Origin of the sequence: Streptomyces sp. NPDC050439 (assembly GCF_040655335.1) — a bacterium.
In the GTDB taxonomy this organism is placed as follows: domain Bacteria; phylum Actinomycetota; class Actinomycetes; order Streptomycetales; family Streptomycetaceae; genus Streptomyces.
This window is the reverse complement of record NZ_JBFAJT010000001.1, coordinates 1,285,799-1,309,132: the sequence shown is the minus strand read 5'-3', so window position 1 is coordinate 1,309,132 and position 23,334 is coordinate 1,285,799. Positions and strand designations below refer to the sequence as shown.

Annotated in this window: 25 protein-coding genes; 12 read left to right on the top strand and 13 right to left on the bottom strand. The window is 70.9% G+C overall.

From position 1 onward, the window contains the following. The first annotated feature begins 38 nt into the window (after window positions 1–38). Window positions 39–215: a hypothetical protein gene (locus AB0I66_RS05820; RefSeq protein ID WP_363206420.1), complete on the top strand. Its 177-nt coding sequence runs from the start codon at window positions 39–41 to the stop codon at window positions 213–215. A 116-nt stretch (window positions 216–331) separates the two neighbouring features. Here AB0I66_RS05820 and AB0I66_RS05815 read toward each other — a convergent pair whose 3' ends face one another. Further along, on the bottom strand, window positions 332–730 hold the full coding sequence (locus AB0I66_RS05815) for an STAS domain-containing protein (protein ID WP_363206419.1): 399 nt from the start codon (window positions 728–730) through the stop codon (window positions 332–334). Window positions 731–1,012: 282 nt separating this feature from the next. Between AB0I66_RS05815 and AB0I66_RS05810 the strand changes: the two genes are divergently transcribed. Beyond that, the gene (locus tag AB0I66_RS05810) at window positions 1,013–2,056 is read left to right on the top strand and encodes an NUDIX domain-containing protein (protein WP_363206418.1); all 1,044 of its coding nucleotides are present in this window, start codon (window positions 1,013–1,015) and stop codon (window positions 2,054–2,056) included. A gap of 25 nt (window positions 2,057–2,081) precedes the next feature. Here the strand turns inward: AB0I66_RS05810 and AB0I66_RS05805 are convergent, their stop codons facing one another. Continuing rightward, window positions 2,082–3,443 (bottom strand): dipeptidase, encoded by a 1,362-nt coding sequence (locus tag AB0I66_RS05805; RefSeq protein WP_363206417.1) that lies wholly within the window; start codon window positions 3,441–3,443, stop codon window positions 2,082–2,084. A 135-nt stretch (window positions 3,444–3,578) separates the two neighbouring features. Here AB0I66_RS05805 and AB0I66_RS05800 point away from each other — a divergent pair, with 135 nt between their 5' ends. Beyond that, on the top strand, window positions 3,579–4,781 hold the full coding sequence (locus AB0I66_RS05800; protein WP_363206416.1) for a geranylgeranyl reductase family protein: 1,203 nt from the start codon (window positions 3,579–3,581) through the stop codon (window positions 4,779–4,781). Between the two features lie 31 nt (window positions 4,782–4,812). Here AB0I66_RS05800 and AB0I66_RS05795 read toward each other — a convergent pair whose 3' ends face one another. After that, entirely contained in the window at window positions 4,813–5,304 is a 492-nt protein-coding gene (locus AB0I66_RS05795; protein ID WP_363206415.1) for a nitroreductase family deazaflavin-dependent oxidoreductase, read from the bottom strand. Between the two features lie 174 nt (window positions 5,305–5,478). On the opposite strand from AB0I66_RS05795, the gene AB0I66_RS05790 reads away from it, so the two are divergent. The 3 genes from AB0I66_RS05790 to AB0I66_RS05780 all read left to right on the top strand — a co-directional run bounded on the left by AB0I66_RS05790 (window position 5,479) and on the right by AB0I66_RS05780 (window position 8,276). Continuing rightward, a complete protein-coding gene (locus AB0I66_RS05790; protein WP_363206414.1) occupies window positions 5,479–6,177 on the top strand; it encodes a TetR/AcrR family transcriptional regulator in 699 nt (232 codons plus the stop codon). A gap of 171 nt (window positions 6,178–6,348) precedes the next feature. Then, complete coding sequence (locus AB0I66_RS05785; RefSeq protein ID WP_363206413.1) at window positions 6,349–7,614, top strand: sensor histidine kinase; 1,266 nt, start codon at window positions 6,349–6,351, stop codon at window positions 7,612–7,614. Then, window positions 7,611–8,276 (top strand): response regulator transcription factor, encoded by a 666-nt coding sequence (locus tag AB0I66_RS05780; RefSeq protein ID WP_363206412.1) that lies wholly within the window; start codon window positions 7,611–7,613, stop codon window positions 8,274–8,276. The genes AB0I66_RS05785 and AB0I66_RS05780 overlap by 4 nt, the downstream gene beginning before the upstream one ends. On the opposite strand, the gene AB0I66_RS05775 is transcribed toward AB0I66_RS05780, so the two are convergent. Together AB0I66_RS05775 and AB0I66_RS05770 are read right to left on the bottom strand one after the other, a co-directional pair. After that, complete coding sequence (locus AB0I66_RS05775) at window positions 8,237–8,512, bottom strand: DUF6332 family protein (protein WP_363206411.1); 276 nt, start codon at window positions 8,510–8,512, stop codon at window positions 8,237–8,239. The two genes, AB0I66_RS05780 and AB0I66_RS05775, sit on opposite strands and share 40 nt — an antisense overlap. 76 nt (window positions 8,513–8,588) lie before the next feature. Then, window positions 8,589–10,103, bottom strand: coding sequence for an MFS transporter (locus tag AB0I66_RS05770; protein WP_363206410.1), 1,515 nt, complete (start codon window positions 10,101–10,103; stop codon window positions 8,589–8,591). A gap of 89 nt (window positions 10,104–10,192) precedes the next feature. Between AB0I66_RS05770 and AB0I66_RS05765 the strand changes: the two genes are divergently transcribed. Next, the gene (locus AB0I66_RS05765; protein ID WP_363206409.1) at window positions 10,193–10,639 is read left to right on the top strand and encodes a MarR family transcriptional regulator; all 447 of its coding nucleotides are present in this window, start codon (window positions 10,193–10,195) and stop codon (window positions 10,637–10,639) included. Window positions 10,640–10,688: 49 nt separating this feature from the next. Here AB0I66_RS05765 and AB0I66_RS05760 read toward each other — a convergent pair whose 3' ends face one another. Beyond that, a complete protein-coding gene (locus AB0I66_RS05760) occupies window positions 10,689–11,423 on the bottom strand; it encodes a maleylpyruvate isomerase family mycothiol-dependent enzyme (protein ID WP_363206408.1) in 735 nt (244 codons plus the stop codon). Between the two features lie 167 nt (window positions 11,424–11,590). Then, a complete protein-coding gene (locus AB0I66_RS05755; RefSeq protein WP_363206407.1) occupies window positions 11,591–12,784 on the bottom strand; it encodes an MFS transporter in 1,194 nt (397 codons plus the stop codon). A 430-nt stretch (window positions 12,785–13,214) separates the two neighbouring features. Here AB0I66_RS05755 and AB0I66_RS05750 point away from each other — a divergent pair, with 430 nt between their 5' ends. Further along, window positions 13,215–14,447 (top strand): ROK family protein, encoded by a 1,233-nt coding sequence (locus AB0I66_RS05750; RefSeq protein ID WP_160503373.1) that lies wholly within the window; start codon window positions 13,215–13,217, stop codon window positions 14,445–14,447. Window positions 14,448–14,463: 16 nt separating this feature from the next. Here the strand turns inward: AB0I66_RS05750 and AB0I66_RS05745 are convergent, their stop codons facing one another. The 4 genes from AB0I66_RS05745 to AB0I66_RS05730 all read right to left on the bottom strand — a co-directional run bounded on the left by AB0I66_RS05745 (window position 14,464) and on the right by AB0I66_RS05730 (window position 17,907). Continuing rightward, entirely contained in the window at window positions 14,464–15,726 is a 1,263-nt protein-coding gene (locus AB0I66_RS05745) for an MFS transporter (RefSeq protein ID WP_363206406.1), read from the bottom strand. Between the two features lie 247 nt (window positions 15,727–15,973). After that, window positions 15,974–16,570, bottom strand: coding sequence for a TetR/AcrR family transcriptional regulator (locus AB0I66_RS05740; RefSeq protein WP_363206405.1), 597 nt, complete (start codon window positions 16,568–16,570; stop codon window positions 15,974–15,976). Between the two features lie 92 nt (window positions 16,571–16,662). Next, window positions 16,663–17,256: a DUF4865 family protein gene (locus AB0I66_RS05735; protein WP_363206404.1), complete on the bottom strand. Its 594-nt coding sequence runs from the start codon at window positions 17,254–17,256 to the stop codon at window positions 16,663–16,665. A 78-nt stretch (window positions 17,257–17,334) separates the two neighbouring features. Further along, window positions 17,335–17,907, bottom strand: a complete 573-nt coding sequence (locus AB0I66_RS05730) for a TetR/AcrR family transcriptional regulator (protein ID WP_363206403.1) — start codon at window positions 17,905–17,907, stop codon at window positions 17,335–17,337. A 257-nt stretch (window positions 17,908–18,164) separates the two neighbouring features. On the opposite strand from AB0I66_RS05730, the gene AB0I66_RS05725 reads away from it, so the two are divergent. From AB0I66_RS05725 to AB0I66_RS05715, 3 genes are read left to right on the top strand one after another with little or no spacing between them, the layout of a single operon-like run. Continuing rightward, complete coding sequence (locus AB0I66_RS05725) at window positions 18,165–18,464, top strand: SHOCT domain-containing protein (protein ID WP_363206402.1); 300 nt, start codon at window positions 18,165–18,167, stop codon at window positions 18,462–18,464. After that, window positions 18,461–19,291, top strand: coding sequence for an ABC transporter ATP-binding protein (locus AB0I66_RS05720; RefSeq protein WP_363206401.1), 831 nt, complete (start codon window positions 18,461–18,463; stop codon window positions 19,289–19,291). Before AB0I66_RS05725 ends, AB0I66_RS05720 begins: the two co-directional genes overlap by 4 nt. Window positions 19,292–19,308: 17 nt before the next feature. Continuing rightward, window positions 19,309–21,879, top strand: a complete 2,571-nt coding sequence (locus tag AB0I66_RS05715) for an FtsX-like permease family protein (protein WP_363206700.1) — start codon at window positions 19,309–19,311, stop codon at window positions 21,877–21,879. 38 nt (window positions 21,880–21,917) lie between these two features. Here AB0I66_RS05715 and AB0I66_RS05710 read toward each other — a convergent pair whose 3' ends face one another. Further along, window positions 21,918–22,457, bottom strand: coding sequence for an ATP-binding protein (locus AB0I66_RS05710; RefSeq protein ID WP_363206699.1), 540 nt, complete (start codon window positions 22,455–22,457; stop codon window positions 21,918–21,920). Between AB0I66_RS05710 and AB0I66_RS05705 the strand changes: the two genes are divergently transcribed. After that, a complete protein-coding gene (locus AB0I66_RS05705) occupies window positions 22,429–22,593 on the top strand; it encodes a hypothetical protein (protein WP_363206720.1) in 165 nt (54 codons plus the stop codon). The two genes, AB0I66_RS05710 and AB0I66_RS05705, sit on opposite strands and share 29 nt — an antisense overlap. A gap of 86 nt (window positions 22,594–22,679) precedes the next feature. On the opposite strand, the gene AB0I66_RS05700 is transcribed toward AB0I66_RS05705, so the two are convergent. Further along, window positions 22,680–23,009: a hypothetical protein gene (locus tag AB0I66_RS05700; protein ID WP_363206400.1), complete on the bottom strand. Its 330-nt coding sequence runs from the start codon at window positions 23,007–23,009 to the stop codon at window positions 22,680–22,682. Window positions 23,010–23,334: the final 325 nt, after the last annotated feature.

Here is a 23,334-nt window from a genome sequence, read left to right as displayed (position 1 = left end):
GTGGCCACCGACAACACTCGGCAGACGGAGCGCTCCGCATGAAAGCCCCGAAGCACGCCCGCGACATTCCCGGCCTGTGCTGGGACGAGAGGCCCGGTGATGTCCTGCACTGCACCCTCGGTCAGGACCACGCCGGCGACCACTTCCACGCCTACACCCGGACCAGGTGGCCCAACCGTGCCGACGCGTCCCGGCCCGCCGCGAAGCCACGGTGAGTGCCCCGTTCACACGGGGTGTGAACAGAATGCATATATGCACCGTGCGCGCCTACTCCCGGCAACGGCGTTCAAGAGGCAGGCTTTTGGTGCTGCCCGGACCCCGCAGCACCCCCTCACTCCTGCCGCAGCGCCTCTTCCAGCGTGGAGACCGGCTGCAGCATGGGAGTGAGGCCCGTCAGACGCAGGACGCGGAGCGTCAGGGGGTCGGTGCAGACCACGGCGAGGCGGGCGTCTCTCGCCGTCGTGCGGCGGCGCGCACGGACGAGCAGACCGAGGCCGGAGCAGTCGAAGAACGTGGTGTGGGTGAGGTCGATGACCACGGTGGTCGCCGTGCCGCCGGTGATGGGGTCGAGGAGCGGGGCGATCTGCTGGTAGGCCAACAGGTCGACCTCGCCGTGCAGTTCGACGACGACCGCGCCGTTGTGGCCGTACACGCGGGGCTGGTGATCGGCGTCCTCGTAGGCGAATTCGTTCAGTGCATCGAGTTGCACGTGTCCCCCAGTGTCGAGCATCGGCCGGATCCTCGCGTGAGCGGGGCGCATCGGAAGAGCCGGATTCAGGAGGTCACCAGGGGCTGGGGCGCCTGGCGGATCACGCTAGCGGGGGTCGGCCCGCCCCGCAGTGAGGGAACGATCCATGCAGGGTGACTGCCACCCGATGGGGTGAAGTGCGTGCGAATCGCTTGACAGTTTAGGGCGCCTTTCGGCCCAGGGAATGGCGGCCTCATCAGGGCCTGGTTTCCGTGGCAGGGTGTTGCGGGCAAGCCACAGGGGGCCAACAGAAGAGGGGGAACCGTGATCGTCTGGGTCAACGGCGCGTTCGGTGCGGGAAAGACCAGCGCCGCACGGGAACTGATCGAGCTGATCCCGAACAGCACACTCTTCGACCCCGAGGTCATCGGCGGCGGACTGCACGAACTGCTGCCCGCCAAGCGCCTCGCCGAGGTGAGCGACTACCAGGACCTGCCGCTCTGGCGGCGGCTCGTCGTGGACACGGCGGCAGCCCTGCTCGCCGAGGTCGGCGGCGTCCTCGTGGTGCCGATGACCCTGCTCCGGCAGGACTACCGCGACGAGATCTTCGGCGGCCTCGCCTCCCGCAGGATCGCCGTACGCCATGTCGTCCTGACCCCGGATGAAACGATCCTGCGCGAGCGAATATCAGGACGCCCCCTGCCGGACCTGCCGGAGGGCGACACGCGTGTACGGCAGTGGTCGTTCGACCACATCGAGCCGTACCGCGCCGCGCTCGCGGGCTGGCTCGGCGCCGACGCCCACCGCATCGACACCGGCGCGCTCAGCCCCTGCGAGACCGCCGCGCGCATCGCCGACGCCGTACGCACCGGGGCGGCGTCCGTCTGCGACATCGTGCAGACCCCCGAGCCCACCGCGGAGACCCTCGCGGCCGGCGTGCTGCTCTTCGACGAGCGGGACCGGGTGCTGCTGGTCGACCCGACGTACAAGGCCGGCTGGGAGTTCCCCGGCGGTGTCGTCGAACCGGGCGAGGCGCCCGCGCGCGCGGGCATGCGCGAGGTGGCCGAGGAGACCGGCATCGAACTCGCCGACGCCCCCCGGCTCCTCGTCGCCGACTGGGAGCCGCCGCGGCCGCCCGGCTACGGAGGCATGCGGTTCCTCTTCGACGGCGGGCGCCTCGACAGTGCCGAGGCGCGTCAGATGCTGCTGCCGGGACCCGAACTGCGCGACTGTCGCTTCGTCACCGAGGAGGAGGCGGCCCGGCTCCTGCCCTCCGTGCGCTACCAACGGCTGCGCTGGGCCCTGCGCGCGCGGGAGCGCGGGGTCACCCTGTACCTGGAGGCGGGGGTTCCGGTCGGCCGCGAATGACCTACGGGCATCGGCCCTCGGTGGCTCAGCGGGTCGTCGCCGCGTACTTCTGGAGGAAAAGCGCCTCCGCGACCGAGAGCCGCTCCAACTCCTCGGGCGACACGCTCTCGTTGACCGCGTGGATCTGCGCCTCCGGCTCGCTCAGGCCGATCAGCAGGATCTCCGCACGGGGGTACAGCGCGGCGAGGGTGTTGCACAGCGGGATCGAGCCGCCCTGCCCCGCGTACTGCATCTCCTCGCCCGGGTACGCCTCGCCCATCGCCTCCGCCATCGCCGCGTACGCCGGGCTCGTGGTGTCCGCGCGGAACGGCTGGCCCTGCCCGATCTGCTCGGTGGTCACCTGCGCGCCCCAGGGGGTGTGCGTCTCCAGGTGTGCCTGGAGCAGCTTGGTGGCCTCCGCCGCGTCCACGCCCGGCGGCACCCGCAGGCTGATCAACGCCCGGGCGGCAGCCTGCACGGACGGGGTCGCGCCGACCACCGGCGGGCAGTCGATGCCGAGCACCGTGACCGCGGGGCGCGCCCAGATGCGGTCGGCGACCGTGCCCTTGCCGACCAGACGTACGCCGTCGAGGACCTTGGCGTCCTTGCGGAAGTCGTCCTCTTCGTACTGAAGCCCGTCCCACACCTCGTCGCCGGTGAGCCCGTCGACCGTCGTCGAGCCGTCCTCGGCACGCAGCGAGTCGAGCACCCGCACCAGCGCCGCGAGCGCGTCGGGCGCCGCGCCGCCGAACTGTCCCGAGTGCAGATTGCCCGCCAGGGTGTCGATGCGGACGCGCACCAGGGTCATGCCGCGCAGCGTGGCGGTCACCGTCGGCAGTCCGACGCGGAAGTTGCCCGCGTCGCCGATGACGATGGTGTCGGCGGCGAGGAGGTCGGGGTGCTGCTCGGCGTACCGCTCGAGGCCGCCCGTGCCCTGCTCCTCGGAACCCTCGGCGATCACCTTGACGGTCACCGGGACACCGCCGTTCGCCTTCAGGGCGCGCAGCGCGAGCAGGTGCATCAGGACGCCGCCCTTGCAGTCGGCGCTGCCGCGTCCGTACCAGCGGCCGTCGCGCTCCGTCAGCTCGAACGGCGGGCTGGTCCACGCCGCCTCGTCGAGCGGCGGCTGCACGTCGTAGTGCGCGTAGAGCAGCACGGTGGGAGCGCCCTCGGGGCCCGGCAGCAGGCCGTACACCGACTGGGTGCCGTCCGGGGTGTCGAGCAGGGCCACGTCCTGGAAGCCCTCGGCGCGCAGCGCGTCGGCCACCCAGTTCGCGGCGGCCTCGCTCTCGCTCCTGGGGAACTGTTCGAAGTCCGCCACCGACTTGAAGGCCACCAGTTCGGCGAGCTCCGCCTTCGCCCTCGGCATGAGTGAGGCGATGGTTCCGGTGATCGGATCCGGCGACATGGGCACGCTCCTCGTGGGTGCGACGTTGTATGTACGTGGGTGTGGTGATCCTCCCACAGCAGGGTGCCCGAGGTGCCCGCCGTAGGATGCCCTGGAAAGCGCGGCCAACAGCTGGATCGGGAGCGGTAGACCAACGTGAGCAGCGAGAACTCAGCGGACGACGCGCAGTACGTATGGGACGTCGTCGTGGTGGGAGCAGGGCCCGCGGGGGCGTCGGCGGCCTATGCGGCAGCCGTCGCGGGACGCAGCGTCCTCGTCCTGGAGAAAGCCGAACTGCCCCGGTACAAGACGTGTGGCGGTGGCATCATCGGCCCCTCGCGTGACGCGCTCCCGCCAGGGTTCGAGCTGCCCTTCAGGGACCGGGTGTACGCGGTGACGTTCTCCCTGGACGGCAAGTTCGCCCGTACGCGCCGCTCGAAGCAGATGCTCTTCGGGCTGATCAACCGCCCCGAGTTCGACCAGCAACTGGTCGAGCACGCGCAGAAGGCGGGCGCCGAGGTGCGCACCGGCGTCACCGTCGCGCGCGTGGAGCAGCACGGCTCCGTGGTGCCCGACCGGCGGACGGTCGCGGTGGTCCTGCAGGGCGGCGAGACGGTGCTGGCGCGCGCGGTCGTCGGGGCCGACGGCAGCGCGAGCCGCATAGGAGCCCATGTCGGTGTGAAGCTCGACCAGGTGGACCTGGGCCTCGAGGCCGAGATCCCGGTGCCGCAGAGCGTCGCCGAGGACTGGGCGGGCCGCGTCCTCATCGACTGGGGTCCCATGCCGGGGAGTTACGGCTGGGTGTTCCCCAAGGGCGACACCCTCACCGTGGGTGTCATCTCCGCACGCGGCGAAGGCTCGGCCACCAAGCGGTACTTGGAGGATTTCATCGCCCGCCTCGGGCTCGCGGGCTTCGAGCCGAGCATCTCCTCCGGCCATCTGACGCGCTGCCGTAGCGACGACTCGCCGCTCTCGCGCGGCCGGGTCCTGGTGTGCGGTGACGCGGCGGGGCTGCTCGAACCGTGGACCCGTGAGGGCATCTCGTTCGCGCTGCGCTCGGGGCGGCTCGCGGGGGAGTGGGCGGTGCGCATCGGTGAGGCGCACGACGCGGTCGACGCCCGCCGCCAGGCCCTGAACTACGCCTTCGCCGTCAAGGCCGGCCTCGGTGTCGAGATGAGCGTGGGCAAGCGCATGCTCGCCGTCTTCGAGCGCCGTCCGGGTGCGCTGCACGCGGCGATCACCGGGTTCCGGCCCGCGTGGAACGCGTTCGCGCGGATCACCCGCGGTTCGACGACGCTCGGCGAACTGGTGCGCAACCATCCGCTGGCGGGGCGGGCACTGAACGCCTTCGACCGGTAGCCGCGGCGCGCCCGCCCGTGGGCGCTCGGCCTCACTTCGTGAGGGTGACGCGGAAGACGGGGTGGTCGCCCGCGGCCGCCTCGATCTCCGCGTCCGTGGACTTCGCGGTGACGCCCTTGAAGTACTGGTTGACCTCCCAGCCCCACTTCTCCAGGTAGCCGCGCAGCAGCGGCAGCTTCTGCGCGTCCGGGACCTCCTCGACCGTGAACGCGCGCACCTTGCGGCCCACGCGCAGCTCGCCCCCGCCCGCCGCGCGCATGTTGCGCACCCACTGCGAGTGGCCGCGCGCCGAGACGAGGTACTGGGTGCCTTCGTACGTGAACGGGTTGACCGGGATGCGCTGCATCTGGCCGCTCTTGCGTCCCCGCACGGAGAGCTCGGCCGACCCCATCAGGCTGATGCCGCGCCGCGCCAGCCAGCCGATCACGCTGTTCAGCCGCACGGCGAGCGGGCTGCCCTTGAGGTAGTAGGGGGTGGGGGAGCCCGAAGAAGAGGAAGCGGAGGAGGAGCCGGAGGGAGACATGGTGACCGCCAGAGTCGGGAGAGTTTCCGAGAGCACTGCTCTCGCTTAAGAGCAGTGTGCACGAGACAGGTGCTCCATTTCAAGAGCAGTGCTCTCTAATTTGTGCGGGGCTCGCTTTGGCGTGCACTGCTCTCGTTTTGGTGCACTGCTCCGAACTCGTGGCACACTGCCTGTATGAGCAGCGCCACCAGCGGGGCCAGGGCCCGCGCCCGAGTCGAAGTCACCGCCGCCATCAAGGACGAGGCCCGCAGACAGCTGGCGGCCGACGGGGCGGCCAAGCTCTCGCTGCGCGCCGTCGCCCGCGAGCTCGGCATGGTGTCCTCCGCCCTCTACCGCTACTTCCCCAGCCGCGACGAACTCCTGACCGCACTCATCATCGACGCGTACGACTCACTCGGCGCCGCCGCCGAGGCCGCGCACGCCGAGGTCGCGTCGGCCGAGCCCGTGCGGCGCTGGACGGTCGTGTGCGAAGCCGTGCGGACCTGGGCGCTCGCGCATCCCCACGAGTACGCCCTCATCTATGGCTCGCCCGTCCCCGGGTACAGCGCGCCCGCCTCCACGATCGAAGCCGCCGCCCGTGTCGGGCTGCTGCTCATCGGGATCGTGCGCGACGCCCACCAGGGGCGCGGCATCGCCGTGCAGCCGCTGCCGAAGGGGCTGCGCACAGAGGCCGAGCGCATCGCCGCCGACCTCGCGCCCGACCTGCCGCCTGCGGTGATCACGGCCATGGTCGCGGCGTGGGCCCAGCTCTTCGGACTCGTCGGCTTCGAGGTGTTCGGCCAGTTCAACCGCGTAGTCGAGGACCGTACGGAGTTCTTCTCGTACGCGGCTACGCAACTCGCCCACGGAGTAGGGCTGTTGGAACAGAAGTAGGCGCAGGGCGTGTGACGAGGGCGGTCCGCTGCGCCGACTGCACCGGCGTTTTGGCCGCGCGCGAGGCGGCGCGGAGAGCAGCAAGGACCCTGAGGTACTCCCGCGGGAGTACGCGTGATCGCCACGCTCGGGTGACGCCCGCCGGCCCCCTCCCGGTCTAGCGTTGCCGCCATGGATGAGCAGCGCGAACGCGGGCGCGGCGGTCCGCCCCTGCCCTGGGGCGGACCGGCGATGTGGCGGCAGGGGCCGCCCTGGTGGAACCGGCGGGAGGACGCCGGAGACGCCGAGGGCGCCGGCAGGCTGCCGTGGCTGACGACGCTGGCGATCACCGTGTTCGTACAGATCGGCTCGAAGTACGGGGCGGAGGGCCAGCTCGACCGGCAGCCGCTCGATGTCTACGCGCGGCTGATCCTGCTCGTGGGCACGGCCTCGCTCCTGCTGCGTCACCGCCACCCGGTCCCGGTCGCGTACGTCACGGCCGGGACCGCACTGCTCTACCTGGGCGCCGGGTACGCGTACGGCCCCGTCCTGATCACCGTCGCCGTCGGCTGCTTCGCCGCCGTCGTCTCGGGGCACCGGCGCGCCGCATGGGGCGCCGTAGGCATGCTGTGGGCGGGGCACTTGCTGGTCGCCCACTGGCTCTACGAGTGGCTGCCGCCGGACGGTGACAACGAACGGACCTGGGGCGAGGAAACCGTCGTCGCCGTCTGGGTCGTCGCCATCATCGCCGTGTCCGAACTGGCCCGCGTACGGCGTGAGCAGTGGATGAAGGAGCGTGCGGAGCGCGCGCAGGCCGCCAAGCGGCGGGCCGACGAGGAGCGGCTGCGCATGGCCCGCGAGCTGCACGACGTCCTCGCGCACAGCATCTCCGTGATCAACGTCCAGGCGGGAGTCGGCCTCGCGCTGCTCGACTCCGATCCCGAGCAGGCCCGCACCGCCCTGACCACCATCAAGGCCGCGAGCAAGGAGGCACTGGGGGAGGTCCGCCAAGTCCTCGACACCCTCCGTACGCCCGGTGACGCGCCACGCGCCCCGGCCCCCGGGCTCGACAGGCTGCCCGAGCTCGTGCAGCAGGCCGCGAGCACAGGGCTCACCGTCGAGGTCGACACGCAGGGGTCCGGCAGGAGACTGGCGCCCGGCGTCGATCTCGCCGCCTTCCGCATCGTCCAGGAGGCCCTCACGAACGTCGTGCGCCACTCCGGCTCACGCCACGCGCGCGTGCTGGTGAGGTACGAGACCGGGGCGCTCACCCTGCGGATCGACGACGACGGCCCGGCCACCGGTGCCGACGCGGGCGGCAGCGGCAATGGACTCGCGGGAATGCGGGAGCGCGCCGCCGCCCTCAATGGCACGATCGACGCGGGCTCGCGCCCGGACGGGGGCTTCCGGGTCACCGCCGTACTGCCCACTCGCCCGGCACCTCAGGAGGACCAGTGATCCGCGTACTGCTCGCCGACGACCAGTCGCTGGTCCGGGCCGGTTTCAAGGCGCTGCTCGACGCCCAGCGGGACATCGAGGTCGCGGGGGAGGCGGCGGACGGCGAGGAAGCCGTGCGCAAGGTGCGTGAACTGCGCCCCGACGTCGTCCTGATGGACATCCGCATGCCGCTGCTCGACGGTCTCGCCGCGACCCGGAAGATCACCGACGAGCCGGACCTGAACGACGTCAAGGTGGTCATGCTGACCACCTTCGAGCTGGACGAGTACGTGTTCGAGGCGATCCGCTCGGGCGCCTCGGGCTTCCTGGTCAAGGACACCGAGCCGGAGGAACTGCTGCGTGCGGTCCGTGCGGTGGTCGACGGCGACGCGCTGCTCTCGCCCGGTGTCACGCGCCGCCTCATCGCCGAGTTCGCGGCCCGCTCCAAGGAGCCGGCGAGCGCAGAGCCGCTGGGTGAACTCACCGAACGGGAAAGGGAGGTGATGGCGCTGGTCGGCATCGGCCTGTCGAACGAGGAGATCGCCCGCCGCCTAGTGGTCAGCCCGCTCACCGCGAAGACACACGTCAGCCGAACGATGGTGAAGCTCGGCGCCCGCGACCGGGCCCAACTGGTCGTCCTGGCCTATGAGTCGGGTCTGGTGCGCCCCGGCTGGCTCGGCTGACGCGGCGCGCGCCGGTGGCGTACGAGAATCGTCACCAGGACCGCGACGAAGACGACGATCCCCACGATCTTGCCGGCCAGGACCAGCGTGCCCTGACTGGGGGACGTCACGCCGAAGAAGAACGCGGGTGACGCCACGGCCAGCATCGTGGCGCCCGCCAAGGACGTCGCGGCGAAGAGCGCGAAACCGATCTCCACGGTGTTCGCGTCGCGCTCGGCCTGCGTCCTTCGCCCCATCTTCGAAGTGTGCGGGGCGGGCTCCCGGCGGGCAAGCAACTGCGCGCCGGGAGCCCCCTGTTGAAGGCGTGTGCGGTCACTCGCTGACGGCGACCGGCTCCTTCTCGGCTGCCTTCTCCGTCGTCTCCTGGGGAGCCGACTTGATGACGACGACGGTCTCCTGCGTGGTCCGTCGCGTCCGCCGGGTCCGCACCCCGGTGAGAGTGATGAGCAGGCCCGCGACCGCGATGAGCGTCACCACGATCAGGCCGGGCCGGTAGCTGTCGAGCACGGCCTGCGGTGAGGCGTCGGAGCCGTGCGAGGACGCGGTGATCACTGCCGTGACGACGGCGAGGAAGATCGCGCCGCCCACCTGGATCGAGGTGTTCAGGAGGCCCGACACCATGCCCTGCTCGTCGTCGTCCACGCCGTTGGTGGCCTGGATGTTGAGCGAGGGGAAGACCAGGGCGCATGCGAAGCCGAGCAGGATCATCGACGGCAGCACCATGGACGCGTACGACGGGGTGAGGCTGACGCGCAGGAACAGCACGTACGAGGCGACGAGCAGCACGAAGCCCGCCACGATGACCCGCGGTGTGCCGAACCGGTCGATGACCGAGCCGACCTTCGTGGACGACAGGGCGACCAGGGCGCCCGCCGGCAGGAAGGCGAGCGCGGTCTCCAGGGCGGACCAGCCGAGCAGCGTCTGGAAGTACTGCGTGGCCAGGAACTGGAAGGAGACATAGCCGCCGAAGAACGTCATCGCACCGATCTGCGCCCGGAGTTGAGGCCCCGAGCGAAGGACGCCGAGGCGGATCAACGGGCTCGCGGAGCGAAGTTCGATGCGTACGAAGACGGTGAGCAGCACGGCCGCGGCGAGGAACGACAGGAGGGTGCGGGCGGATGCCCAGCCGGCCTCCGGTGCCTCGACGACGGTGAAGACGAGCAGCAGCATCGCCGCCGTGCCGGTGACGGCGCCCGGCACGTCGTAGCCGCCGACGTTCTTCTCGCGGGCGCTGCGGGGGATCAGCTTGAGTCCGGCGACCAGCGCGATGACGGCGATCGGCGCGGGCAGCAGCATCGTCAGACGCCAACTGGCCTCGGTGAGCAGTCCGGAGAGGACCAGGCCCATGGAGAAGCCGGTGGCGGCACAGGTGGTGTAGATGGTGAGCGCGCGGTTGCGGACCGGGCCCTCGGCGAACGTCGTGGTGATGATGGAAAGGCCGGCGGGCGCGGTGAACGCGGCGCTCAACCCCTTGATGAAACGGCTGGCGATCAGCAGCGGCCCCGAGTCGACGAACCCGCCGAGCAGCGAGGCGAGGGCGAACACGGCGAGTGCGATCAGGAAGACGCGGCGCCGTCCGAGCAGGTCGGCCGCTCGGCCGCCCAGGAGCAACAGGCCGCCGTAGCCGAGGATGTAGCCGCTGACGACCCACTGGAGGGTCGAGGTGGAGAGGTTCAGTTCCGAGCCGATGGAGGGCAGCGCGACACCGACCATCGAGACGTCGAGCGCGTCGAGGAACATCGCGGCGCAGAGCACGAGAAGAGTGCCCCACAGACGTGGGGACCAGCGCTCCGGGGACGCGGAGGCAGCTGTGAGCGGAGAGGTCATGCGGAGCACAGTACATGCACATGCATTGACTGCAAGTGCATTTAATTCCGATGCAACAAAGAGCGGATTCTCTGCTACCGTGCGATGTCATGGCGGCGAAAAAGGCCGAGCAGGAGCTCAGGACGGCCAGGCAAGAGCTCGGGACGGCCGAGCGAGAGCTCGTGGACCAATGGCGCGACATCCTCGCGGTGCACGCGCGCACCCTGTGCGAAGTCGACGGCGCCCTGCGCGAGCACGGCCTCGGGGCGAGCGACTTCGAGGTCCTCGACGTGCTCTCCGAGGGCGCCGCGGTGGACGGCGACTGCGCCTACCGCGTGCAGGACATCGCGGGCCGGGTGCACCTCAGCCAGAGCGCGCTGTCCCGCCTCATCGGCCGACTGGAGAAGGACGGCCTGGTGGAGCGCGCGATGTGCAGCGAGGACCGGCGCGGGGTGCGGGTCGTGCTCACCGACAAGGGGCGCGAGCTGCACGCGGAGGTACGGCCGTTGCAGCGCGCGGTGCTGGAGCGGATGCTGGCGCGGCCCGAAGTGCGTTAGTCCGCTCCTGCTGCCCGCTCCTGCCCCTACACGCCCGATCGATTTCTCGCTACACGCCTGACTTCTCGCTCCACAGAGCGCTCAGGGTGGTGTCACCGGTGACGTGCGGGAACGCCGCGCGATTCCACAGCGCGAGATAGAGGCGCTCCGCGGGCCCCGAGACCTCGCAGTCGGCCCGGCCGTCCTCGCCCCGCTCCGTGACGGGCGGCTCCTGCGAGAGGCGTACGGTCCACACCGCGTCCGCGTCCGCGTCCGTGGCGCGCACCCGCAGGACCCGAGGTTCCTCCGTGCGCACCCTGCTGCGTGCACGCGCGTGGAACCCGCGGAGCAACTCATCGATCCCATCCGCGGCGAACTCGGTGCCGATCGGCGACGGCGCACCCCCGCGCGCGGATTCGGCGTCCACGCGATGGATCGTGGTCTCGTTCGCCTGTCGCCGCGCCCAGAAGGCGAGCGGCGAGGGCGCGGGCAGGAAGGCCCAGCACCGCAGGTCGGGTGCGGCGGCACGAAGCGTCGTGACCAGGTCGGCGTGCGCCTGCCGGTACCAGTCGAGCATGGCGGCGCCGTCGAGCTCCGGCGGTTCGCCCATGGGGCGCGGCGAGGTGTGGCCCTCGGCGACGAACGCCGCGGCCCAACGGTGCACTGTGCCCGTGTGCGACAGCAGATCACGCACCGCCCAGCCGGGACAGGTCGCCACCTTGGCGTCCGTCCCGGCCGCCTCGGCGGTGCGGGCCAGCAACTTGCCTTCCGCATCAAGAACTTCAAGGTGCTCGGAGATCTCCATGGGCGGGATTCTGCCGGATGGAGGGGATCGAGGGGAGGCTCGGTGCCTTGGGGGGACTGGGCATGCCCGGCGACCGAGGCGGAGGGCGGTGCTCGCCCAACGCGGCACCCCCGGGCGCCCCGGGCGCCCCGGGCAGGCCCGGGCACGCCCGGGGGTGCCCGGGAGGATCAGCGGCGGCGAGTCGTGTACCCGATGGCGGCGGCGAGGCCCGCGAGTACGGCGACGCTGGTGAGGGCGATCGGCAGGGTGAACCAGTCGGCCATGAAGCCGATGGCGGGCGGGCCGAGGAGCATGCCGCCGTAGCCGAGGGTGGAGGCGGTGGCGACGCCGTTGGGGCCTGCCAGGGCGCCCGCGCGTTCGACGGCCACGGGAAAGATGTTGGCGAGGCCGAGGCCGGTGACGGCGAAGCCGACGAGGGCGAGCCAGACGGTGGGGGCGAGTGCGCCAAGGAGCATGCCTGCGGCGGCCGTGGTGCCACCGGCGACGAGTATCGGGGTCTGGCCGAGGCGTTCGAGCAGGGTGGTTCCGCTGAGGCGGCCGATGGTCATGGCGAGGGCGAAGCAGGAGTATCCGGCGGCTGCGATGCCGGGGTGGGCGGCGAGGTCCTGTTCGAGGTGGAGGGCGCCCCAGTCGGCGAGCGCTCCTTCGCCGAAGGCGGTGCAGAGGGCGATGAACCCGAAGACGATCACCAGGCGCCGGGTGCGCGTGTCGAGGTGGCGCGGGGCGCTTTCTTGCGTCTGTTGGTCCGCCGGTGGGGCGGGCGGTTCGAGGCGCAGCAGGGTCCGCCCCGCGACGGCGGTGACCACCAGACCGATCACAGTGAGACCGAGCAGGTGGCGCGTGGGGGAGAGGGAGCCGGCGATCAGCCCGCCGAGCCCCGCGCCGACCATGCCGCCCAGGCTGAACGCGGCGTGGAAGCTGGGCATGATCGGGCGCCGCATGGCGGCCACCAGGTCGACGGCGGCGCTGTTCATGGCGACGTTGATGCCGCCGTACGCGGCGCCGAACACCAGGAGCACGAGCCCGAGCGAGAGCGCCGAATGCGTCAGCGGCGGCAGCGCGATGCTCAGCGGCAGCAGGACTCCGCAGGCCACGGTGACCGGATGGCTGCCGAAGCGGCGGCAGAGCCGTCCGGTGAGCGTCATCGTGATCACGGCGCCGGCGGACACCCCGAGCAGTGCGAGCCCGAGGTCGCTGGCCGACGCACCGGTCTGTTCCTTGATGGCGGGGATGCGGACGACCCATCCGGCGAAGATGAAGCCGTCGAGCGCGAAGAAGACGGTGAGCGCGACACGGAGCCGGACAAGGCCCGGGGGAGTGGCCCGCGACGCTGCGGACGTGGTTTTGTTTACTAGCGGCACAAAGTCAGAGTAGAGGTGTGCCCCCGTGGCGTACAAGACGGTTCGCGTGAGGTGGCGGTCACCTGTGGGTGGAGGGACGTGGTGGGTGGAGGGGTCTGGTGGGACGGCAGTGGCGGGAGGCTCGCGGACGAGCGGATGCTGGCCGGAGCGAATTCTGTTCGGGCGTCGACATGCAGAAGATTCCCGGTTGGCAGGTCGGTGGGCCGGTGGTGGGTGGGATTTTGTTGCGATCGTCCGTGAGTGAGTGGCTCGCGTGGGGCGGCGGGCACCCCGAGTGGAAGATCCATGCGACTCGGCATGCGACTCGGCATGCGGCTCGGCAGGGGAATCGGCAAGGGAATCGGCAGGGGAAGGGAAGTGGGCGGGCGGTGTACGGGCAGATGACGGCTGAACGGCGAGGCGGCGTACGGATCATGGGAGACTCGCCCTCATGAACGGCAAGGCTGCCCCCCGCGTCGAGGGGGATCTGTCCACGCGTACGCGCCTGGAGCGAGGGCGCGGAGCGCTCGGGCCCGCTCTCGAGCTCGTCCACACCGGGCGCGCCCCGACCCGTGCCGTGCTCACCGCCGAACTCGGCGTCACCCGCGCCACGGCGGGCGCCGTCGCCGCCGAGCTGGAGGCGCTCGGCCTGATCAGGATCGACGCGAGGCCGAGTGCGCCCGCGGGATCCCAGGGCCGCCCCTCGCACGGCCTCTCCATCGCGGAGGACGGCCCTGTCGCGCTCGCCGCGCAGGTGCACTCGGACGGTTTCCGGGCGGCGCTCGTGGGGCTCGGCGGCCGGATCGTCGCCACGGCCCCCGGCTGCGAGACGATCGACGCCGACCCGGCGCAGGTGCTCGGCTCGGTCATCGACGCGGGTGCGCAACTGCTGCGGGAGACCGGCAGGCGGTGCGTGGGCGCGGGCCTCGCGGTGCCGTCGGCCGTAGCCGAACCGGAGGGCACCGCGCTCAATCCGCTGCATCTGGCGTGGCCCGCGGGCTCGCAGGTGCGCCAGATCTTCGCCGACTGCGTACGGGAGGCGGGGATCGCCGGACCCGCGTTCGCCGCCAACGACGTCAACCTCGCCGCGCTCGCGGAGCACCGGCACGGCGCAGGGCGTGGCGCGCGCGATCTGCTGTGCGTGGCGACCGGACACCGCGGGGTCGGTGGCGCGCTCGTGCTCGACGGGCGCCTGCACACCGGCAGTTCGGGCCTCGCGCTCGAAGTCGGCCACCTCACCGTCAATCCGGAGGGCCGTCCCTGCCACTGCGGCAGCCGGGGCTGCCTGGACGTCGAGACGGACCCGCTGGCCTTCCTCACGGCGGCGGGCCGCGAGCCGGGCCCCGAGGGACTGTTGCTGCAGGCCCGCGAGCTGCTGCGGGACGGGGGCGGGGATCCCGCGGTCCGTGCGGCGGCCGAGGAACTCATCGACCGCCTCGGCCTCGGACTCGCGGGCCTGGTGAACATCCTCAACCCGGATCGCATCATCCTGGGCGGCCTGCACCGCGCACTCCTCGAGGCCGACCCCGAGCGGCTGCGCGCCGTCGTCGCCGACCGGAGCCTGTGGGGACGCAGCGGCGGCGTACCGATCCTCGCCTGCACGCTGGACCACAACAGCCTGGTGGGGGCCGCCGAACTGGCCTGGCAGCCGGTGCTCGACGACCCCCTCGCGGCGTTGGGATAGGGGCTCTTGGAAGGCCTCAGGCGCGGGCGGCGGTCTCCTTCGCGTTCGCGGGAGCCGCGCCCTGAGGCCCGCCGGCCGGCTCCTGGGGCTCAACTCCCCTCGTGGTGGCCGCGGTTCGCTCCTCACGCAGCCGCTTGAGGTCGGGCAGCAGCGTGAGGAGGCCGAGCGCCGCGAGGGCGGCGCCGATCCAGAGCGGCGCGCGCAGGCCGAACGTATCGATGGCGGGCCCGCCCACGGACGTCGCGATGATGATGCCGAGGGTGATGAACGAGGTGTGGACGGTGTTCACCAGCGGCCGGGCGTTGCCCGTGCGCTGTACGCGGGTCACCAGGGCCGGGTTCATGGTGACCCCGACCAGGCCGATGCCCATCATCAACACCACCGCTGCGACGCTCAGTTGGGCGAATAGGGCGAAGCCGGCGAGGAATGCGAGGTTGAGCAGCAGGCCGGTGAGCAGGACCGGCACGGTGCGCTTGTCGGCGAACCGGCCGACGACGGTGTTGCCGATGAGCGTGGCCGCTCCGTACGCGATGAGCAGGAGCGGGACGGTGCCCGTGGAGAAGCCGGTGACCTCGGTGAGGATCGGGTTGAAGTAGCTGAAGGCGGAGAACGTGGCGCCGATGACGAAGGTGCTGGTGGTGAGCGTGAGCCAGAGCCGGGGGCTGCGGAGGGCGCCCAGTTCCATACGCAGGCTGGGACTTGTCCCGCTGCCGGCGCCTTCGGTGCCGACGCGTTCCATGTGGGGCACCCCGGCGAGGGTGGCGAGCGCGGCGATGACGGTCAGGCCGGTGATGGCCCAGAACGCGGCGCGCCAGCCCAGGTGTTCACCGATGACGGTGGCGAGCGGCAGCCCGAGGAGGGTGCCGAGCATCAGGCCGTTGAGGGCCACCGAGATGGCCCTGCCCCGCACTTCGGGACGGGTGAGTTCTGAGCACATCGAGATCGAGACGCCGAAGAAGGCCTGCGACGCGATGCCGGTGATGATGCGGGCCACGAGCATGGTGCGATAGTCCGGGGCCAGAGCGGCGAGAACGTTGCCTGCCAGGAAGATGCCGAACAGGACCATCAGGGCCGACTTGTGACGCACTTTCAGCAAAGCGATCGTCAGGAAGGGCCCGCCGAGAGCCATCGCCGTGGCGAAGGCGGTGATCAAGTACCCGATCTCCGGAATCGTGGCATCGAGTCCGTCGGCCATCTGCGGCATCAGACCGGCGACCACGAACTCACTGGTCACCATGGCGAAGATGCCGAGGGCCAGTAGATAGACGGCGCGGGGCATGGGGGCTCCTGTCGGGGATGGGATGGGATGGGACGGAATGGAGTGGGCTGGCGAGATAATTTTGAACTGATCCGTACAAAACGTTTGGACTATTCAGTACAAAACGACGGCATGCGGCATGCAGGTGCAGCCCGGTGAGCGAAGGGGGTGGTCGACGGTTGAGGCAGTCAGGCAGTCAGGCAGTCAGGCAGTCAGGCCGCCAAGCCGCAACGCGTCAAACCGTCAAAACCGTCAGGGCGTCAAATCGTCAAGGCGTCAACGCGTCCAAGGTGGTCTCAGCGATGGCCGTCAGGGCCGCGCGGTCGATGCCGCCCTGTGCGGAGACCCGCATTCCGCCGATGACGGCGTTCAGGAAGTGGGCCAGGTCGCCCGCGTCCCGGGTGGAGGTGATGTCGCCGCCGACCTGTCCTGTACGGATGACGGCGCTCATGGCGGCCAGCCGTACGGCGAGATCGTCGGCGAGCATCTCGGCGGCCTCGGGGTCGCGCCCGGCCAGCTCCACCGTCGTGTTCACGGTCAGGCAGCCGATGCTGTGCCCCTGCTCGCGGCACTCGAACTCGGAGTCGATGACGCGCTCGAACAGTGCGCGCAGGCGCTCCATCGGGGGGCGTTCCGCGTCCTCCAGGATCTCGACGTGGACCGACGTCATGGAGTCCATGTAGCGGGCCAGGGCTCGCCGGAACAGTTCGTGCTTGCTGCTGAACGTGTTGTAGATGCTGCTGCGGCCCAGGCCGGTGGCTTCACACAGATCCTGGGTCGAGGTGGCCTCGTAACCATTCACCCAGAAGGCATGCATCGCCGCGTCCAGGGCCCGCTCCTCGTCGAAGGTTCTCGGTCGGGCCATGCCGGTACAGTACGCGTTTTGGAACGCTCAGTGCAATACGGTGCGGCGAGAGCGGATCGCTTCCCCTCAGCCCACCGCCAGGCCCGGCGCGTTCACCAGTGCTTGCCCTGGGTGAGGAGGTCCCGTTCCGGCGCCGACACATGCAGCACCTGGAACACGTCGCCCTCTCCCTTGGGCGACTCGTGGTCCCAGACGGAGAAGTGCAGTGCTTCCCATGTACGTGGGTCGATGGCCGTCGCCGCGAAGAGTGCGCCCTCCTGCCGCGCCAACCGGGCTGCCTCAGCTGCCAGTTCGTCTGCGAGGCCGCCCAGGTGGGTGCGGGCCGGGATGCGCTGGCGGCGTCGTATCGCCGCCTTGGCGGACATCGGTCCCTTCTTCGGAGTCGCCCCCTCCGCGAACGCCAGCCCCGTCCAGTGCTGCACCTCCGGCCGCCCGAAGTCATCGACGATGCCCTGGAAGCCGGGACCCCAGAGGAAGGAGTTCATGCCCACGGGTGTGTTCCAGAGATAGAGCGGTGCGTACTGGTTGACGGGGGAGCCGTCGATGCCCCGTTCGCGTATCAGGTACGCCTTGGCCCCGAGGCCCGGGTAGGCGTCCAGCAAGTGACCTTTGGTGGCGACCCTTTGGCGAATGATGCCCATGTCGTAGTCGGCCGGAAGTGTGATCTCGTACTGCATCGCGTGCACGGTGTTTCGCTCCTCGTTCTTCGGGTCTCGCTCGGTGTTCTCAGGCCGCCGGGTGCTCGGTCCGGCCTTTCGCGTCGATCACGGCGAAGGGCTGGTGGCCGCGAACAAAAGCGCCAGCAGACCCCGCACCCCAGCGTCGAATGCCGTGGGTGACCCCGAGGCGCGGGCCAGTACGTAGCCGCCCTGGACCGTTGCGACGACCGTCGCCGCGATTGACTGCGCGTCGAGCGTTGCCGCGAACTCGCCCCGGTCCTTGCCTTCCTCGACGATTCCCGCGATGCGGTCCCGCAGCCAGTCGAGCGTCTCGGTGACGGGGGCGCGCAGCTCGTCGCTCGTGATGACGTCCGGGTCCATCGTCAGCCGCCCGATCGGGCAGCCGCGCAGTACGTCGCGCTCGCGCAGCAGATACGCCTCGATGCGTTCGTACGCCGATCCCGTGCCGCCGAGTACCCGCTCGGCCGTGGCCCTCATCTCGTCCGCCGTACGCCTGATCGCGGCTCGCGCCAGGTCCTGCTTCGTGGCGAAGTGGTGGTACATGCTGCCTTGCCCGGCGTCCGCGTGCTGCTGGATCGCCTTGGGGCTCGTGCCCACGTAGCCCCGCTCCCACAACAGTTCACGGGTGGACTCGATCAGACGTTCCGAGGTGCTCATGAACCCACTGTACATACTAGTAGGTACAGAGTGGTAGTAGGTACAGGAGTCTTGTAGGTGGCCGTCGAGCGTGGCCGCCCCCCCCCGCCCCACGTCGGGAGCAGCCCCGCAGCCCCCACGTACTCCCGCAGTGGTACGCGCACAGCCGCTGGCCGTACGACGACTCCGACCCCCTCGACGCGCGAGCCTCAAGACACCGGAAAGCACCGGTCGAAACAGCCCACACCGCAGGCATCGCTCCCGAGGAGATGGACACCATGAACACCCTGGCTCACTTCGACGGCGGGCCCGGCCCGTGGATCCTGTTCTTCCCGCTCATCTGGGCGGCCGTCGTGGTCGGCGGCGTCACCCTGCTTCGCCGCACGGTCTGGCGGGGCCGCCGCGCACCGTGGCAGCGGGACGGCGCCGAGCGGGGCGTACGCATCGACGAGCACTCGCCCATCGCCGTGCTCGGCCGTCGTTTCGCCTCCGGCGAGATCGACGAGGACGAGTACTGGCGTCGTCTTTCCGTCCTGAACGAGGAGTTCGGGAGCGCCGCCAAGGGTGGTGCGGCATGACCACCGCGACCGGACACCGAAGCGGTACCGACACCGTCTACGCCGCCCGCGTCACCGACGCCGTCAAGGTCTACGGCTGCGGCGACACCGCCGTACGGGCCCTGGACGGGGTGAGCGTCGGCTTTCCCGCCGGGCGCTTCACCGCGATCATGGGGCCGTCGGGCTCGGGCAAGTCCACCCTGATGCACTGTGCCGCGGGCCTCGACACCCTCACCTCGGGAGCCGCCCACATCGGCGACACCGAGCTCGGCTCGCTCGACGACCGGCGGCTCACCCTCCTGCGCCGCGACCGCATCGGTTTCGTCTTCCAGGCCTTCAACCTGGTGCCGACGCTGACCGTGGCCGAGAACATCACGCTCCCGATGGACCTCGCGGGCAAGGGGCATGACGGCGCGTCAGCCGAGTGGACCGACGCTCTCATCGACGTGGTGGGGCTGCGTGACCGGCTCCATCACCGGCCCGCCGAACTCTCCGGCGGGCAGCAGCAACGCGTCGCCGTGGCACGGGCGTTCGCGGGTCGGCCCGACGTGGTCTTCGCCGACGAGCCGACCGGCAACCTCGACTCGCGTTCCGGTGAGGAGGTGCTGCGGCTCCTCGGCCGCGCCGTGCGGCAGATGGACCGCACCGTCGTCATGGTCACCCATGACCCGGTGGCCGCGGCCCACGCCGACGAGGTCGTCTTCCTGGCCGACGGCCGCCTCGTGGACCGGATGGCGGACCCGACCGCCGACAAGGTCCTCGACCGGCTCAAGGCCTTCGACGCGAAGGCGGCCGCCGGGCCCGGCACCCCCCGTACCGCATCTCATGCCGAGGGAGCATCATCATGAGTTCCCGCCGTGCCCCCATGCGCAGCAGCACCGCCTCCCTGCGTATCAGCCTGTCCTCGCTGCGCGGCCACAAGCGTCGCTTCGCGGGTACGTTCCTCGCGGTCATGCTCGGTGTCGCCTTCCTGGCGGGCACGCTCGTCATGGGCGACACCCTGCGCGGCAGCTTCGACACGATGTTCGGCAACGCGACGCGCGGCACCGATGCCGTCGTGCGCAGCGCCGACACCATCACCACCCCCGACGACAGCCAGGGCACCCGGCAGCCCGTCAAGACCTCGCTCGCCGAGAAGATCGAGCGGACCGACGGCGTCGCCGCCGCCGCGCCCGCCATCCAGGGCGCGGGCCAACTCCTGGGCAAGGACCGCGAGCCCATCGGCGGCGAGGGCCCGCCCACGCTCGCCGGCAACTGGATCGACGACGAGGAGCTGAACGCCTACCAGCTGGCCGAGGGCCGCGCCCCCGCCAAGTCCGGCGAGGTCGTCGTCAACCGCGGTGCCGCCGAATCCGGCGACCTGAAGATCGGCGACACGACCACGCTGCGTACCCCCGACCCCGTCCAGGTGACCATCGTGGGCCTCGCCACCTTCGGCGGCGAGGACGGCATGGCGCAGACCACCTTCACCGGCATGACGCAGGCCGACGCCGAGAAGTACCTGACGCCGAAGCCCGGCGAGGCCGCGACCATCCAGGTGCGGGCCGGGCCCGGCGTGAGCGAGCGGGAACTCGTCGACGCGCTGAGTCCCGTACTGCCCAGGGGAGTTGAGGCGATCACCGGTGAGGCGTCGGCCGCGGAGAACACGGACAACATCTCCGGCCAGTTCCTGACGCTCTTCACCAGCTTCCTGCTGGTCTTCTCCGGGGTCGCCCTGCTCGTCGCCACCTTCAGCATCCACAACACCTTCGCGATCGTCGTCGCCCAGCGCACCCGTGAGAACGCCCTCCTGCGCGCGCTCGGCGCCTCGCGCCGGCAGGTCACGGCGGCCACCCTGATCGAGGCGAGCGTGGTCGCCGTGATCGCGTCCGCCGCGGGCCTCGCGGGTGGCATAGGGATCGCGGCCGGGCTCCAGGCGCTCTTCCCGGCCATCGGATTCCCCTTCCCCGAGGGCGACTTGGTGATCAGCGGCCTGTCGATGGTGCTGCCGCTCGCCGTCGGCATCGTGGTGTGTCTCGGCTCCGCGCTGCTGCCCGCCGTACGCGCCGGGCGCACCGCGCCCCTGGCCGCGCTGCGCGAGACCGCGGTCGACCACTCCGGGGCCTCGCGTAAACGCGCGCTCGCGGGTGCGGTCCTCGCGCTCGCCGCCGTGGGCCTCTCGCTCGTCGGCGTTCTCGTCAGCCCGTCCGTGTGGCTGGCCGGGACAGGGGCCGTCCTCGCGCTCGTCGCGTTCGTGGTGCTGGGGCCGGTGGCGTCCTCGCGGGCGGTACGAGTCCTCGGCGGGCCCCTCGACCGGCTGCGCGGTGTCACCGGCGGACTCGCCCGGCGCAACGCCCTGCGCAGCCCCAAGCGGACCGCCGCCACCGCGAGCGCCCTGATGATCGGTGTCGCCGTCGTCTCGCTCTTCACGGTCTTCGGCGCCTCACTGAAGGCGACCATGGACCAGACGGTGAACCGCTCCTTCGCCGGTGACCTCGCCATCAGCACCCCGGGCTTCGGCGCGGGCGGCAGCGGACTCAGTCCCAGGCTGGCCCCCGCGCTCGCCGAGCGGCCGGAGGTGGCGACCGCGGTCGGCCTCGGCAAGGGCGCGGCGGAGGTCGACGGGGAAGGCCGCGCCCTGACGGTCACCGACCCGGGCCCCTTCGCCAAGTCCTTCGACCTCGGCAAGGTCGACGGGACGCTGGACGGCCTCGGCACCGACGGCATCGCGATCAACAGGGAGGAGGCCGGGAAGCAGGACCTGAAGGTCGGCTCCAAGGCCGAGCTCGCCTTCGCGGACGGCAAGAAGAACACCTTCACCGTCCGCGCGTTGTACGGCCGGTCGGAGCTCGCGGGGGACTACGTCATCACCCGCGAGGCGTGGGCGCCGCACCGTATGCAGGACGCCGACAGTCTCGTCTCCGTCAGCTTCGCGGCAGGCGTGAGCGCGGACGAGGGCAGGGCCGCGGTCTCCGAGGTCGCCCGGGAGTACGGCAATCCGGATGTGCAGACGCGTGGTGAGTACGCGCGGTCGGCGGCCGGCGGCATCGACATGATGCTCACGCTGGTCTACGCCCTGCTGGCGCTCGCCGTCCTGATCGCCCTGCTCGGCATCGCCAACACGCTCACCCTCGCCGTCCACGAACGGACCCGTGAACTGGGGCTGTTGCGTGCGGTGGGTCAGACCAGGGCGCAGCTGCGGGCCATGGTCCGCTGGGAGTCGGTGCTGGTCGCCGCCTCCGGCACGGCCGGTGGCCTGGTGCTCGGCGGCTTCCTCGGCTGGGTGCTCGTCAAGGCTTCGGACGGCGCGACGAGCAGTGCCTTCGCGTTCTCGGTGCCACCCGTGCAGTTGGCTGTGGTCGTCCTGGTGGGCCTGACGGCGGGAGCCCTCGCGGGTCTGCGTCCGGCGCGGCGGGCCGCACGCCTGGACGTGCTGCGTGCCATCGCCACCGAGTGACGTAGGACGCGCGCTCCACGGGGCCTGTCACCGCCCGGTCAGCCGACAACGGCCGACCGGGCGGGAGCATGTCCGGGCGCGTGCCCGTCGGCGAGGGACCGCGGTCCCGCACCCAGGTCCGCGAAGGGACCCGCGGTGGCCGCGCCGTACGCCGGATAGGTGGACGGCAGCGCGACGGTGGTCGTAGGGGCCGGGAGGGTGAACCAGACGACCTTGCCCGTGTCGCCGTGGGGGCGCACCCCCCAGCTCTCGCTGACGGCGGCGACCATGGCGAGCCCGCGGCCACAGGTCGCGAACGGCTCCGCGTCGTTGACCTCGGGAAGGCGGGGATCGTGGTCGTGCACGGAGACCGTGAGACGGTCGAGCAGCAGCTCGATCTCCACGGTGCACACCTTGTCCGGCTGTGCGTGCCGGTGCACGTTGGTCAGGAGCTCGGTCACACCGAGCGCGGCCTGGTCTATCAACGGATCGAGATGCCAGTAGCGCAACTGCGCCGATACGATTCTGCGGACCTGGCCGATCCGCGACGGCAGAGCCTGGAGCTCCACCGTGCAATATCTGCTTGGCTGGCTGATCACGACTGCGGCTCCCCGAATTGTGGTCCGGAAGAAGACGACGATCGGATCCAGCAGCGGCCGCGGGGTCTGCCGGTCGCTGTATGTGACCGGCGGGCTGGTTCGCAGCGTCATCGCCGATGAACCCAGAGTGATGTGAGACCAGAGTGACTCAGGGGGTGCGGGCGTGCAACTCGCACCGTCCCGGCCGGGAGCGCGCGGGCTCCTCCGGCACGTGCCCCGCGGTCAGGCAGGTGTCCGGTGACCCTTGGCCCTGCGCACCGCGTCTATGAACTTGCGGACCGTGGGCGGCCCCGCCTTGCCGGGCGCCGGATCATGATCGGCGAGGGTGAGGCGATAGCGCGTGCCGTTCAGTTCGGCAAGGGCCCGGTCGTCGGCGGCGAACCATGGCTTGCCGGCTCGCACCGTCTGCACGGGCGCGCTGTCGATCTCCCTGCCATAACTGGTCAGCAGCTCGAACCTGCCGTCGGTGATACGGATTTGACCCGCCCGGGTGAGGGAGCGCAGCCGTCGTCCGATCCGCACGCCTGTGGCCGTGAACTCCGGCTCCGCCATGACGTTCCGCCCCCTTGAGCGCTTCGGTATGTCGTTCCGTACGGGACCGCCTTCCCGTGCGGTGCAGTCTGCACGCACCTGACGTCGAGCACCAGTGCGTATGAAGACGTGGTCACCACTGGACCACATCTTCTCCCCAGTGTGTCGTGCCTATGTTTCAGTCAACTGTGGAAGGTGTGCCTTTGAGGTGCTCAAAGGTGTGTTTATGCAGGTGAGAAGCGTGCGGAAGGTGCCTATGATCGAGGTGTCCGGCCCGCTCCGAGCGCGGCCAGGTTGACGCCAAGGAGCCGCGCGGTGAGCACCACACAGCAGGATCAGGCCGACG

What these genes read in the sequence shown, in the direction of transcription:
- AB0I66_RS05805 (WP_363206417.1), bottom strand. Translation starts at nt 3,443, where the DNA reads ATGTCGCCGGATCCGATCACCGGAACCATCGCCTCACTCATGCCGAGG.
- AB0I66_RS05740 (WP_363206405.1), bottom strand. Translation starts at nt 16,570, where the DNA reads ATGGCCCGACCGAGAACCTTCGACGAGGAGCGGGCCCTGGACGCGGCG.
- AB0I66_RS05795 (WP_363206415.1), bottom strand. Translation starts at nt 5,304, where the DNA reads ATGTCTCCCTCCGGCTCCTCCTCCGCTTCCTCTTCTTCGGGCTCCCCC.
- AB0I66_RS05730 (WP_363206403.1), bottom strand. Translation starts at nt 17,907, where the DNA reads ATGAGCACCTCGGAACGTCTGATCGAGTCCACCCGTGAACTGTTGTGG.
- AB0I66_RS05750 (WP_160503373.1), top strand. Translation starts at nt 13,215, where the DNA reads ATGAACGGCAAGGCTGCCCCCCGCGTCGAGGGGGATCTGTCCACGCGT.
- AB0I66_RS05790 (WP_363206414.1), top strand. Translation starts at nt 5,479, where the DNA reads ATGAGCAGCGCCACCAGCGGGGCCAGGGCCCGCGCCCGAGTCGAAGTC.
- AB0I66_RS05725 (WP_363206402.1), top strand. Translation starts at nt 18,165, where the DNA reads ATGAACACCCTGGCTCACTTCGACGGCGGGCCCGGCCCGTGGATCCTG.
- AB0I66_RS05715 (WP_363206700.1), top strand. Translation starts at nt 19,309, where the DNA reads ATGCGCAGCAGCACCGCCTCCCTGCGTATCAGCCTGTCCTCGCTGCGC.
- AB0I66_RS05700 (WP_363206400.1), bottom strand. Translation starts at nt 23,009, where the DNA reads ATGGCGGAGCCGGAGTTCACGGCCACAGGCGTGCGGATCGGACGACGG.
- AB0I66_RS05770 (WP_363206410.1), bottom strand. Translation starts at nt 10,103, where the DNA reads ATGACCTCTCCGCTCACAGCTGCCTCCGCGTCCCCGGAGCGCTGGTCC.
- AB0I66_RS05820 (WP_363206420.1), top strand. Translation starts at nt 39, where the DNA reads ATGAAAGCCCCGAAGCACGCCCGCGACATTCCCGGCCTGTGCTGGGAC.
- AB0I66_RS05760 (WP_363206408.1), bottom strand. Translation starts at nt 11,423, where the DNA reads ATGGAGATCTCCGAGCACCTTGAAGTTCTTGATGCGGAAGGCAAGTTG.
- AB0I66_RS05765 (WP_363206409.1), top strand. Translation starts at nt 10,193, where the DNA reads ATGGCGGCGAAAAAGGCCGAGCAGGAGCTCAGGACGGCCAGGCAAGAG.
- AB0I66_RS05720 (WP_363206401.1), top strand. Translation starts at nt 18,461, where the DNA reads ATGACCACCGCGACCGGACACCGAAGCGGTACCGACACCGTCTACGCC.
- AB0I66_RS05745 (WP_363206406.1), bottom strand. Translation starts at nt 15,726, where the DNA reads ATGCCCCGCGCCGTCTATCTACTGGCCCTCGGCATCTTCGCCATGGTG.
- AB0I66_RS05775 (WP_363206411.1), bottom strand. Translation starts at nt 8,512, where the DNA reads ATGGGGCGAAGGACGCAGGCCGAGCGCGACGCGAACACCGTGGAGATC.
- AB0I66_RS05785 (WP_363206413.1), top strand. Translation starts at nt 6,349, where the DNA reads ATGGATGAGCAGCGCGAACGCGGGCGCGGCGGTCCGCCCCTGCCCTGG.
- AB0I66_RS05815 (WP_363206419.1), bottom strand. Translation starts at nt 730, where the DNA reads ATGCTCGACACTGGGGGACACGTGCAACTCGATGCACTGAACGAATTC.